The 12,159-nt window shown below is 72.2% G+C and carries 11 protein-coding genes and 1 pseudogene; 7 read left to right on the top strand and 5 right to left on the bottom strand.

Annotation, left to right across the window (positions count from 1 at the left end; genetic code table 11):
• The first annotated feature begins 116 nt into the window (after positions 1–116).
• Positions 117–887: a Mut7-C RNAse domain-containing protein gene (locus tag CG740_RS31565; RefSeq protein ID WP_100578717.1), complete on the top strand. Its 771-nt coding sequence runs from the start codon at positions 117–119 to the stop codon at positions 885–887.
• A gap of 5 nt (positions 888–892) precedes the next feature.
• On the opposite strand, the gene CG740_RS31560 is transcribed toward CG740_RS31565, so the two are convergent.
• Both CG740_RS31560 and CG740_RS31555 read right to left on the bottom strand, forming a co-directional pair.
• A complete protein-coding gene (locus CG740_RS31560; RefSeq protein ID WP_100578716.1) occupies positions 893–1,384 on the bottom strand; it encodes a MarR family winged helix-turn-helix transcriptional regulator in 492 nt (163 codons plus the stop codon).
• Positions 1,385–1,959: 575 nt separating this feature from the next.
• A complete protein-coding gene (locus tag CG740_RS31555) occupies positions 1,960–2,541 on the bottom strand; it encodes a TetR/AcrR family transcriptional regulator (protein ID WP_100578715.1) in 582 nt (193 codons plus the stop codon).
• A gap of 130 nt (positions 2,542–2,671) precedes the next feature.
• On the opposite strand from CG740_RS31555, the gene CG740_RS31550 reads away from it, so the two are divergent.
• Positions 2,672–4,393, top strand: coding sequence for an FAD-dependent oxidoreductase (locus tag CG740_RS31550; protein ID WP_100578714.1), 1,722 nt, complete (start codon positions 2,672–2,674; stop codon positions 4,391–4,393).
• A 56-nt stretch (positions 4,394–4,449) separates the two neighbouring features.
• Here CG740_RS31550 and CG740_RS31545 read toward each other — a convergent pair whose 3' ends face one another.
• Positions 4,450–5,097 carry a hypothetical protein gene (locus CG740_RS31545; protein WP_234376589.1) on the bottom strand — a complete coding sequence of 216 codons (648 nt, stop codon included), beginning with the start codon at positions 5,095–5,097 and terminating at the stop codon, positions 4,450–4,452.
• Between the two features lie 136 nt (positions 5,098–5,233).
• On the opposite strand from CG740_RS31545, the gene CG740_RS31540 reads away from it, so the two are divergent.
• Both CG740_RS31540 and CG740_RS31535 read left to right on the top strand, forming a co-directional pair.
• The gene (locus CG740_RS31540) at positions 5,234–5,569 is read left to right on the top strand and encodes a YnfA family protein (protein WP_100578713.1); all 336 of its coding nucleotides are present in this window, start codon (positions 5,234–5,236) and stop codon (positions 5,567–5,569) included.
• Positions 5,570–5,751: 182 nt separating this feature from the next.
• Positions 5,752–6,516: an SDR family NAD(P)-dependent oxidoreductase gene (locus tag CG740_RS31535; protein WP_100578712.1), complete on the top strand. Its 765-nt coding sequence runs from the start codon at positions 5,752–5,754 to the stop codon at positions 6,514–6,516.
• 144 nt (positions 6,517–6,660) lie between these two features.
• On the opposite strand, the gene CG740_RS31530 is transcribed toward CG740_RS31535, so the two are convergent.
• Together CG740_RS31530 and CG740_RS31525 are read right to left on the bottom strand one after the other, a co-directional pair.
• A complete protein-coding gene (locus tag CG740_RS31530) occupies positions 6,661–7,488 on the bottom strand; it encodes an MmyB family transcriptional regulator (RefSeq protein WP_100578711.1) in 828 nt (275 codons plus the stop codon).
• A 1,058-nt stretch (positions 7,489–8,546) separates the two neighbouring features.
• A complete protein-coding gene (locus tag CG740_RS31525; RefSeq protein WP_100578710.1) occupies positions 8,547–9,740 on the bottom strand; it encodes an RtcB family protein in 1,194 nt (397 codons plus the stop codon).
• A 200-nt stretch (positions 9,741–9,940) separates the two neighbouring features.
• Between CG740_RS31525 and CG740_RS31520 the strand changes: the two genes are divergently transcribed.
• The 3 genes and pseudogenes from CG740_RS31520 to CG740_RS41175 all read left to right on the top strand — a co-directional run.
• Complete coding sequence (locus CG740_RS31520) at positions 9,941–10,810, top strand: hypothetical protein (protein ID WP_100578709.1); 870 nt, start codon at positions 9,941–9,943, stop codon at positions 10,808–10,810.
• Between the two features lie 34 nt (positions 10,811–10,844).
• Positions 10,845–11,615, top strand: coding sequence for a DUF3558 domain-containing protein (locus tag CG740_RS31515; RefSeq protein ID WP_100578708.1), 771 nt, complete (start codon positions 10,845–10,847; stop codon positions 11,613–11,615).
• 104 nt (positions 11,616–11,719) lie between these two features.
• Positions 11,720–12,159 (top strand): annotated as a pseudogene (locus CG740_RS41175) (DUF2637 domain-containing protein); the annotation flags it as partial.

Raw genomic sequence — 12,159 nt, 5'->3', positions numbered from 1 at the left:
CTCGCGTCGGCTTCGCCTGCGCCTCTGCCCCCGTCGCCCTGTCCGCCCCCGGAGGCATCCCGGCGCGCCCCCGAAATCCCTGGCCCGCAGCGCCGGCGCAATGCCATCCTGACGGCGTGAACGGACCGGAGATCCATATCGACTTCGCCCCCGAGCTGCGGCTCTTCGTTCCGGCGAAGCGGCGCGACGGCGCCAGCAGCGTCGTGACCGACGGCGTGTCCACGCTGGGCCATGCCGTCGAGTCCCTGGGCGTCCCGCTCACCGAGGTCGGCCGGCTGCTCGCGGACGGCCGCGCGGTGCCGGTCTCCCACGTTCCGGTGGCGGGCGAGACCGTCGAGGTACGTGCCGTCGACCGCCCCCAGGAGGTGCCGGGCGCCCCGCTGCGCTTCTTGCTCGACGTCCATCTCGGCACGCTGGCACGGCGGTTGAGGCTGCTCGGCGTCGACGCGGCGTACGAGAGCGAGGACATCGGGGACCCGGCGCTCGCGGCGCTCTCCGCGCGGGAGCGGCGCGTCATGCTGTCGCGGGACCGAGGGCTGTTGCACCGCAGGGAGCTGTGGGCGGGGGCGTACATCTACAGCCACCGCACGGAGGAGCAACTCCGGGACGTACTCAGCCGGTTCAGACCCGCGCTCGCGCCCTGGACACGGTGCACCGCGTGCAACGCACCGCTGCGGGAGGCCGACAAGGAGTCGGTGGGCGACCGGCTGGAACACGGGACTCGCAGCACGTACGAGGTCTTCGCCGAGTGCGGCTCCTGTGAGCGGGTGTACTGGCGTGGCGCGCACCACGCCGCGCTTGAGGCGATCGTGGACTCGGCGGTACGGGAATTCGGCTCGGCGGCGGGGAGCGGCGGGCGCCCGGCCGAGCACGTCGGGCCGGCGTAGGGGGCCTAGAGCTGGCCGCTGCGGAGGCGTGCGACCTGCGCGGTGCTGAGGTCTACGGTGCGGCGCATGTGGGTGGCGATGAACGCGATCTCCTCGTCCTCGTACCCGTCGAACAGCTCCCACCAGGCTCCGTTGAGCCTGCTCCACACCTTGCCGAACTCGGCCATCCGCTTGGGCACCACCTCGACCAGGACCTTCCTACGGTCCTCGGTGTCGCGGTGCCGGGTCACATAGCCGGCCTTCTCCAGGCGGTCGACGAGGCGGGTCGCGGAGCCGGTGGTGAGTCCGGTCAGTTCGGCGATCCGTCCCGTGGTGACGGGGCCCGGTTCCAGGCCGAGGAGGTTCAGGCACTGGACGTCTGTGGGGTGCAGCCCCAGGTGGTCGGCGAGTGCCTGGTTGAACAGGGCGTACGAGGCCATGTAGCGGCGGGATACCGCGCCCAGGTCGTGGAGCAGGGTGGCTCGGGTGGGCGGGGTTGGGCGGGTCTTCTGTGCCATGCAGAAAGTGTACGAAGCAGAGTCTGCCCCACTTATGGGGCTCGGCCCCCTCAAGCCACCCCCTGGGGGTTCGCCCACCCGCCCGCCCGTGCGGCGGGGTTGAAGGGCTCGGGCCCTGGGGCTGCGCCCCAGACCCCCTGAGGGGCTGCGCCCCTCGAACCCCCGCAGGGGGCTCCGCCCCCTGCACCCCCGTCGCGCCTGAACGGCGCTCGTCCTCAAACGCCGGACGGGCTGGGAATGCCCATGCGGGCCAGCACCGAGTCTTTTAGGGGCGCGGGGAACTGCGCGAGAAGCGACCACGGTCCGCGGACGAAAACGGGGTTGGGGGCGCGGGGAACTGCGCGAGCAACCACGCACGGTGTGGGGCCGACAGAGGGTTAGGGGCGCGGGGAACTGCGCAAACAGCCCCCACGCCCCGCAGACAAAAACAAGGCCAGGGGCGCGAGGAACTGCGCGAGCAACCACGCACGGCCCGCGGCGTCAGCGGACCCAGGGCCGGGCCGCAGGGAACCGCGGAGCAGGCCGCGCGCGGCCCTCGGGCGGGAGGGGGTTGGGGGTACCTGGCAAGCCGGACGCTAAGGCCGCTCTGCCGTTAGGTACCGCTGAACCGTCGGCCCCAGCCAGTCCACGATGTCCTCGCGGGACATCGTGACCGCCGGCGGGAAGCGCAGCACATAGCGGGCTATCGCCATGCCCAGGATCTGTGAGGAGACCAGCGCCGCCCGGCGCGGGGCGTCCTCCGGGTCCGGGCAGATGCCCGCGACGACCGGGACCATCTGCCCCGTGAACACCGCCCGCACCCGCTCCGCCCCGGCCGCGTTCGTGACGCCGACGCGCAGCAGGGCGGTCAGTACGTCGTCGTTCTCCCAGCGGTCCAGGAAATGCTCGACGAGCGCCGCCCCCATCCCCACGGCCGGCAGCGTCTCCGGCCGTGGAATGCGCAGGTCGATCTCGGAGGCCGCCGCGAACAGGCCCTCCTTGTTGCCGTAGTACCGCATGACCATCGACGGGTCGATCCCCGCGTCCCGGGCGATGGCCCGGATGGTCGCGCGCTCGTAGCCGTCCGCCGCGAAACGCTCGCGGGCGGCGTCGAGGATCGCGGCCTTGGTGGCTCCGGAGGTGCGGCGCGGTCCTCCGGCGGGGGCTTCGGTCGTCATGCCAACGACTGTAGGCCAACAGTTGTTGACATGCCAGTTCCGACGGTTCTACATTTGCCAACAGGTGTTGACCAACAACCGTTGGCCTACGCCCGTTGACCAGTACGCACTGGCATCCGAGGAGGCAGCCATGAACGACACCCCGTACGCGTCCGGCTCCACCAGCCCCATCAGCCCCACCAACCCGCCCAGCAGCACCGGCCCCGCGGAGGCCGCAGAGCCCGCGGCGCCGTACGGATCCCATCGCGCACCCCGTCCCCAGCGGCCCTTAACCGCCGACACCCCTCGCACCGCCTCCGCCACTGACGCCACCGACACCGACACCGCTGACGTCACTGGCACCGTCGATGTCGCTGACATCGCTGACGTGGTCGTCGTCGGTGCCGGTCCTACCGGGCTGCTCCTCGCCGGCGACCTCGCCGCCGCGGGGCTGCGGGTCACCCTCGTCGAGCGCCGGCCGCACGGCATCAGCAACATGACGCGCGCCTTCGGCGTCCACGCCCGCACCCTGGAGGCGCTCGACGCGCGCGGCCTGGCCGAGGAGTTGATCAAGCGGGGTACGCCGATCGAGCAGATGGACATGTTCGGGCACGTCACCCTCGACATGACCCGGCTGCGCTCGCGCTTCCCGTTCCTGCTCATCAGCCCGCAGTACGAAGTGGAGCAGCTCCTGGAACGGCGCGCCGTGGCCGAAGGTGTGCAATTCCGTTATGGCGCGCGGTTGTTGAGCCTTCGTCAGGGTGGTGGAGGGGTTACCGCCGAGCTGGCCGAGCGGTACGAGCGTGCTGCCGACGGCCACCGCAGCGGTGCCGGGAACGGTGGCGGGAGCGGTGGCGGCGAGCGGCGCGTCGCGATCCGGGCCCGCTATCTCGTCGGCGCCGACGGCGTGCACAGCGGCGTCCGCGAGGCGCTCGGGCTGCCGTTCCCCGGCGCGGCCGTGATCCGCTCGATCGTCCTCGCGGACGTACGGCTCGACAAGGAACCGGACGTCATGCTCCAACTCAGCGGCTCGGGCGACTCGTTCGCCCTCGTCGCCCCGTTCGGCGACGGCTACTACCGGGTCATGGGATGGAACCGCAAGCGCCAGGTCCCCGACACCGAGCCCGTGGACCTCGACGAGCTGCGCGCCATCGCCGGCGAGGCCTTCGGCACCGACTACGGGATGCACGACGCCCGTTGGATCTCCCGCTTCCACAGCGACGAACGCCAGACCCCGTCCTACCGGGTCGGCCGGGTCTTCCTCGCCGGGGACGCAGCGCACGTCCACTCCCCCGCGGGCGGCCAGGGCATGAACACCGGCCTCCAGGACGCCGCGAACCTCTCCTGGAAGCTCGCCGCCGCACTGCACGGCCGCGGCGCCGACACCGAGGCGTTGCTCGACAGCTACCAGGCCGAGCGCCACCCGGTCGGCGCGATGGTGCTGCGCAGCAGCGGCGCGCTCGTGCGGCTCGCCATGGCCCACAACCCCCTTCAGCGGGCGGGCCGTTCACTGGTCGTACGCGTCCTCGACCTCGTGCGTCCGGTCTCCGACAAGGCGATGGGGATGATCAGCGGGCTCGACATCGCCTACCGGGCGGAGCGCGGTTCGCATCCGCTCACCGGGAAGCGCGCGATCGACCTGGACCTCGTCGAGGGGCGCCTCTACGAGCTGCTGCGCCGGGGCGAGTTCGTCCTGGTGACACCCCGGGACGGCCGGGCCGTCGCGCCGCGCGGCGTGGTGGCCGCGCACTGGCGGAGCGGGCGCGGCAGCACGCTGCTCGTACGGCCCGACGGATATGTGGCATGGGCCTGCGAGGGTCCGGACCCGGCCGGGCTGCATGCCGCGCTCGACCGCTGGACCGGGCACGCGTAGCCGTTACGGCGAATCGGGCCATGCCGACCCCCAACTGCCTTACCCGGCAGGGTGGTTCAGAAGCTGTACGGGTCGCCCGTGGCCGGAGCGAGGACCCGGTGCGTGTTGTTCGCCGGGTTGCGGTCGTCCGTGCCGCCGTTCCAGGCCGTGTCGATGTCGAGGCCGACCTCGGCCGGCTCGCCGACGACCGCCACATCCAGAGCGATCCGTACGCCGCTGCCCGCCGCCCGCATCGAGCCGGAGCCGCACTGCACGGTCGCCGCGCCGGTGCGCAGACAGCTGGACGGCAGGGTGGCCGCTGGGTCGAGCGGCACCGAGAAGCGCAGCCGCACGGTGGCCCCGGAGACCGGCGCCGGTCCGTGGTTGGCGGTGGTGAGCCAGACGCCGACCCGGCCGCCCCACAGGGAGACGTGCCCGTGGTACGCCACATCCGCCTCACGCATGGCAGCGCCGTCCCTGTCCGCGCCCGAAGCGGGGGCGGGGGCCGACGCCGCCGGGCGCACGCCCTCGTCGCCGGGCCCGCTCGCCCCGCTCGGCGTACCCGTGGCGATCAGCGTCGCCGCGGCCAGTACCGCGACGGCTACGGTCGCCAGGATCCCGCGGGCCCCGGCCGGGCGAGCCGCCCTCGCGCCGTGGCGCCGGGCCGGGCCCGGTCCGACAGACCCGTTCGACCCGCCCGATCTGTTCATCACACGAACCAACATGAGCGAAAGGTACCTTTCACCCCTTATTTCCCCAGCGCGCCACCCCGAGTACCTGCCGTGAACCGAGCGCGCGCCACCCCGTGCACCCGTCGCGAACCGAGCGCTCGCCCCGTAAGACCCGTGCCACCCTGATCCCATGCTCGTCGCACGCTCGGTCCTCCTCTTCGTTCTGGCCGCCCTCTTCGAGATCGGCGGTGCCTGGCTCGTCTGGCAGGGCGTCAGGGAGCACCGGGGCTGGGTGTGGATCGGCGCGGGAGTGCTGGCGCTCGGCGTCTACGGGTTCGTGGCCACGCTCCAGCCGGACGCCGAGTTCGGCCGCATCCTCGCCGCGTACGGCGGTGTCTTCGTGGCGGGGTCGATCGCCTGGGGCATGGTCGCGGACGGCTACCGCCCGGACCGCTGGGACGTCACCGGCGCGCTGATCTGCCTGGCCGGAATGGCCGTGATCATGTACGCACCGCGCGGCCGCTGAGGACGCCCACCCCACCGGAACCGGGCCGGCGAACCCGCCCCACCGGGGCCGGGCCCGACGAACCCGCCCCACCGGGCCCTGCCCCACCGGGCCCCGCCCCGACGAACCGCCCCGCCCCGGCCGGACCCGTCCGGGCCCGCCTATCCTGGCCGCGTACTCACCACACGCGCGAGGAGCACGACATGACTGCCGCCGGGACCCCGATCGCCGTCGTCACGGGAGCCAGCAGCGGGATCGGTGCCGCCACCGCCCGCGGGCTCGCCGCCGCCGGCTACCGCGTGGTGCTGACCGCCCGCCGCAAGGACCGCATCGAGGCGCTGGCCGCCGAGATCAACGAGGCGGGCCACCAGGCGACGGCGTACCCGCTGGACGTGACCGACCGGGCCGCCGTCGACGAGTTCGCCACCGCCTTCCGCACCATCGGGGTGCTGGTGAACAACGCGGGCGGCGCGCTCGGTGCCGATCCGGTCGCGACCGGCGACCCGGACGACTGGCGGCAGATGTACGAGACGAACGTCATCGGCACGCTCAACGTGACCCAGGCCCTGCTGCCCGCCCTTGAGGCGTCCGGCGACGGCACCGTCGTGATCCTCTCCTCCACGGCGGGCCACGCCACGTACGAGGGCGGCGGCGGCTACGTAGCCGCGAAGAACGGCGCCCGCGTGCTCGCCGAGACGCTCCGCCTGGAGATCCTGGGCCGTCCGGTACGGGTCGTCGAGATCGCGCCCGGCATGGTCAAGACGGACGAGTTCGCCACGACCCGGTTCCGCGGCGACACCGAGAAGGCGGCCAAGGTGTACGCGGGCGTGGCCGAGCCGCTCACCGCCGACGACGTGGCCGACACCATCACCTGGGCGGTCACCCGGCCCAGCCACGTCAACATCGACCTGCTCGTGGTCCGCCCCCGCGCCCAGGCCTCCAACACCAAGGTCCACCGGGAGTCCTGACCGCCCAGGCCGGACGGGCGGACGGACGGACGCGTCCGGGACCAGCCGCCCGTACCGAACCAACCGGCCGCCCGTACCGAACCAACCGGCCGCGCGTACCGAACCAACCGGCCGCGCGTGCCGAACGACCCGCCGCCATCACGCCTACCGCAGGTTCGCCCGCAGTATCGGCGCCCGCGTGTGGCGGCGCTCCTCGCCCGCGTGGAAGACCAGGATGATCAGCCGGGCGCCCGGCGCGGCCACCGGCTGGGCGGCGCACATCGTCACCCAGCCGGGGCCGAGGGACGCGTGGTTGAGCGGGCGTTCGTCGCCGTCGAGGTGGACGTAGCCGCTGGGCCGGTTGTAGATCCCGGCGGCGAGCGGGTCCGCCAGGACCTCCTTCTCGATCTGCGCCAGCGTCTGGTCGGTCGGGTCGGCGGCCAGTGCGGCGCGCAGCTGGGGCAGGACCAGGGGCGCCCAGGCGTGCTCCCAGTCGGTCAGGGTCTCGCGGGCCACCGGGTCGAGCGTCATCCACCGCATGGTGTTCCGCGGCACCCGGCCGCCGGGGAACAGCGCGGCCCAGGGCTGGTTGTGGGCGAGCAGGTTCCAGGAGCGGTCGGTGGCGTACGCCATGTGCTCGATGCCGTCGACGGCCTCCTGCCATACGCCGGGGATCTCCTCGCCGGACTGCGAGTGCAGCGGGAACGGCGGATCCTGGCCCAGGCAGTAGCGCCACAGCGCCACCCACTCCTGCTCGTTCATGCCGAGCAGCCGGGCCACGTCCTGGAGCAGGTCCGCGGGCGGGTTGGGGTAGCGGCCGGACTCCAGGCGTCCGTAGGTGTCGGGGGCGCGGTGCAGGATCTGGTCGATCTGGGCCTGCGAAAGGCCGGGCGCGCGCCGCCCCTGCCGGGTCGGTCGGCTCAGCCCGTGGCTCTCGGGTTTGATCAGCGCGCGGCGCTCGCGCAGCAGGGAACGCAGAGCGGACTTGTCCATCTGTGGTTCTCCCCCGGTTACGGGCGGCCGTCGGCTGACGCCGTCGGCCGCGCGGTTGGAACAGCCGCTCCCGACCCTCGGTCCCGACTCTGCGATCGGCTCCGGGCCGGGTGCTCGGCGTGCACCGGATGACCGGTGCGCATCCCATCGTCGGCGTACGTTCCATTGTGGGCGCACGTGCCCTGGCCGGAGCGGCTGAAATCCTCGCTCCCCCTGGCGACTGCCAGGCGACCGCCGGATGTGGATCGCCCTGCGGGCCGGTGAGAACCCGGCCGCCGCCGAACCGAAGCAATCCGGACGCGGGGGCCGGGGCCCGGCACGGCGGTCGGTGCCGGCTCTGCCCGGGACGGCGGTCGCTGCGGGCGGGGGCCCATCCGGCCACCTGACCTCGTCTTTACCGTGCGACGGGCCGGATCTTTTCCCATCCCGCTTTTCGGCGGATAAATCTTCAGCGGAAAACTAGCGGCGTTTGTTGCATGCTGAAGGAGGACGATCAACTGCCCTGTGAGGGGCGGGAACTGATCGCCAGACGTCCGCTTTCACGAGGGCGTTGTCCGCGTACGCCAGAACCGGCAGTGCAGGGCATGGGCAGACGATGCCCTGCCGGGCGTCCCGCGGACACCGGGCGGCCTCTGCCACTGCCGCCCGGACAAAGCCGGACCCCTCCCCGGTACGTCCTCGTGGTGCGGGCGCAGTGTCCGGCAGCCCTCGGCTCGCCGAAGGCACAGCCGCGCGCCCCTTCCGGCGCTTTCCCGGCATGCGGGCCGGGAAGAGGCGGCGGCCGGGGGCTCACGCCCCCGGCCCGGCCGCGCTCCCCCAAGACCTCGGAGCCGACCGGTTCGGAGCCCTGAAGCCTTCGCCGTACACGCCGAGGCCCGAAGCCCCGCCGTACACGCCGAGGCCCGAAGCCCCGCCGCACACGCCGAGGCCCGAAGCCCCGCCGCACACGCCGAGGCCCGAAGCCCCGCCGCACGCGCCGGGCCCCGCCGCCTCCGCCACACCCCCACGCCCCCCGCGGTCTCCGCGGTCTCCGCGGCCCGCAACGAATGCGCCCGGTCTCACCCCTTGACGCACACCACCTGCTTCAGCTTCGCCACGACCTCCACCAGGTCGCGCTGCTGGTCCATGACCTTCTCGATCGGCTTGTAGGCGCCCGGGATCTCGTCCACGACCCCCGAGTCCTTGCGGCACTCCACGCCCCGCGTCTGCTCCACCAGGTCCCGCGTCGAGAACGCCCGCTTCGCCGCGCTGCGGCTCATCCTGCGCCCGGCGCCGTGCGAGGCCGAGTTGAAGGACGCCTCGTTGCCCAGGCCCTTCACGATGTACGAGCCCGTGCCCATCGAGCCGGGGATGATCCCGAACTCCCCGGAGCCCGCCCGGATCGCCCCCTTGCGGGTGACGAGCAGGTCCATCCCCTCGTACCGCTCCTCCGCCACGTAGTTGTGGTGGCAGGAGATGACCGGCTCGAACGTGGCCCTGGCCTTCTTGAACTCCTTGCGGACCACGTCCTGGAAGAGCGCCATCATGATCGCGCGGTTGTACTTCGCGTACTCCTGCGCCCAGAACAGGTCGTTGCGGTACGCCGCCATCTGCGGGGTGTCCGCGACGAAGACGGCGAGGTCGCGGTCGACCAGGCCCTGGTTGTGCGGCAGCTTCTGCGCCTGGCCGATGTGGAAGTCCGCCAGCTCCTTGCCGATGTTGCGCGAACCGGAGTGCAGCATCAGCCAGACCGAGCCCGACTCGTCCAGGCAGAACTCCACGAAGTGGTTTCCGCTGCCCAGCGTCCCCATCTGCTTGGCGGCCCGCTCCTCGCGGAACCGCACCGACTCCGCGATGCCCCCGAAGCGCTCCCAGAAGCCGTCCCACCCGGAGGTGGGGAAGCCGTGCAGCCCGGACGGGTCCACCGGGTCGCGATGCATGCCGCGACCCACCGGGATGGCCTGCTCGATCTTCGAGCGGAGCCGGGACAGGTCGCCCGGCAGGTCGTTGGCGGTCAGCGAGGTCCGCACCGCGGACATGCCGCAGCCGATGTCGACACCCACCGCGGCCGGGCACACCGCGCCGTGCATCGCGATGACCGAGCCGACCGTGGCGCCCTTGCCGTAGTGCACGTCCGGCATCACGGCGAGGCCCTTGATCCAGGGCAGCGCGGCGACATTGCGCAGCTGCTGCATCGCTCCGTCGTCGACCGACGCCGGGTCGGTCCACATCCTGATGGGCACCCGCGCCCCGGGCAGCTCCGCGTACGACATGATTCCTCGATCCCCCGAAAACTGAAAACGGCACCAAAGCCGGAAAACGCACGTATGGCAAAAACAGGCACCGAAACCCACAACCAGGACAGTGGACCGGCGTTCACAGGTTCACGTGCGATACACATTGTGTCCGGCCACCGCCCTCGGGCGGCAACTACTTTTCCCCCAGCCGTCCCGCTGAAAGGAGCCCGGAAACCGTGCAGCGAAAGGCGTACGTGCCTGGTCTCGCGCTCCTGGTGGCGCTCGCCTCCGGCTGTTCCGGAGGCTCCGGAGGCGACGCCTCGGCCACCGATTCCAAGGCCGGCGACGCCAAGACGGCCGCGGCGCCCGCCGGCAAGTACCGCACCCTTCCCGAGCCCTGCCGGGCCGTGAGCAAGGGCGTGCTCAAGGACATGCTGCCGGGCGCGGCCTCCCTCGCCGAGGCGGACGCCACGAAGGAGTACGCGGGCAGCGCCGACCTCACCTACGACACCGACCGCAGGGTCGGCTGCCGCTGGAAGGACGAGACGCCCGACGGTGTGCGCAGGCTCACGGTCGATTTCGAACGGGTCGTCTCCTACGACCCGACGATCAGCGACGACGACCAGACCAAGCAGCTCTACGCGAAGAAGGAGACGGCGGCGAACCTGCCCGCCCCGCGGAGCGCCTCGCCCACGCCCTCCGCCTCCAACACCCCGAGCCCCGGCGGCTCCCCGTCTGGCGGAGCCCCCTCCACGATGGCCGGCCCGCCCACCGGCGCCCCCGCCTCGGCGGGCACGGCGGGCGGCACGGCCACCACCTCGCCGAGCCCCGCGGACGGCACCGACAAGGACGGCCTCCAGCCGCGCAGGCTCAGCGGGCTGGGCGACGCCGCGTTCCTGAACGACGTATCGTCCCCGTCCGGCACCGGCGGCGCCTCGGCGGCCGGACAACGTACCGTCACTGTGGTGTTCCGTACGTCCAACGTCATCGTGACCATCGAATACACCGACCAGGCCACGGCCACCGCCGCGGCCCCCGACAGCAAGGAGCTGCAAGAGCAGGCCCAGGCCCTGGCCGGCAAGCTCGTCGAGCAGTTCAGCGAATAGCGCGCCAGCGCGAGAGACGAAGAGCGAAGGAAACATGCACCGATCAGCCCCGGCCACCCCCGAAAAGGCCCACGCCCCGGCCCCGCGCATCCGGCTCGCCCGTGTCCTCGCCTGTGCCGCCGTACCTGTGATGCTCGTCGCAGTGGGCTGCTCCTCCGGCTCGGGCGGCGGCGACAAGAAGTCGGACTCGCCGTCGTCGTCGGCGTCCGCCGGCGGCGGCAAGCAGGCCTCCTCCTCGCCCTCGCTCGCACCGGCGAAGTTCACGAAGCTGCCCGACGCGTGCCCGTCGATCAGCGCGAAGTCGATCGACAAGTACGTGCCCAAGGCGAAGACGAAGGCGGGCGAGGTCGGCAAGACCTCCGACCCGCAGTCCCAGGCCAGCTGCACCTGGAACGGCCTGGAGGACAAGGGCGTCGACGGCTCGAACTACCGCTGGCTCGACATCGACTTCAAGCGCTACGACTCCACGCCCGGCCTCGGCAGCGGCGACTCGCTCGCGCAGAAGCAGTTCGACCGGGCGGTCTCGGGGGCCAAGTCGACGGGTGACGCGAAGAACGTGAAGACGTCGCCGGTCTCCGGCCTCGGCGACCAGGCGACGGCCATCACCTTCGACCTGAAGAAGGACGACGCGAACTTCCGCTACGGCGTCGTCGTGGTGCGCACCGCCAACGCCGTGATCGCCGTCGACTACAACGGCACCGGCTACGAGGGCGCCGACGCCCCCGCGGCCGGCGACGTCCAGGACGGCGCGACCGCCGTCGCCAAGGAAGCCGTCGCGGCCGTGGCCACCGCGAACAACAAGTAATCCCCGCGCGACCGTACGGAGTCCGGCCCTCCCCTGTGGGCCGGACTCCGTACGCATGTGCCAGGCTGTGCCCGCCAGTTGCTTGACAAGGGGAGGGGACGCGGGTGGCCGCGACTCAGCTGACACGGACGCACCGCATTCTGATCGGGGTGGTGGTCGCGGGTGCCGTGGTGATCGCCGGGATCGGTTTCGCGGGTTCGTACGCCGCGGTCCGCGAGCTCGCGCTGCACAAGGGCTTCGGGAACTTCTCGTACGTCTTCCCGATCGGCGTCGACGCGGGCATCTGTGTGCTGCTCGCCCTCGATCTGCTGCTGACCTGGATGCGCATCCCGTTCCCGCTGCTCCGCCAGACGGCCTGGCTGCTCACGGCCGCGACGATCGCCTTCAACGGCGCCGCCGCCTGGCCGGACCCGCTCGGCGTGGGCATGCACGCGGTGATCCCGGTGCTGTTCGTCGTCTCCGTCGAGGCGGCCCGGCACGCGGTCGGCCGGATCGCGGACATCACCGCCGACAAGCACATGGAGGGCGTCCGCCTCACCCGCTG

The sequence above is a fragment of the Streptomyces sp. CB01201 genome (assembly GCF_002803085.1).
Lineage (GTDB): Bacteria > Actinomycetota > Actinomycetes > Streptomycetales > Streptomycetaceae > Streptomyces > Streptomyces hundungensis.
This window is presented reverse-complemented; position numbering and strand designations above follow the sequence as displayed.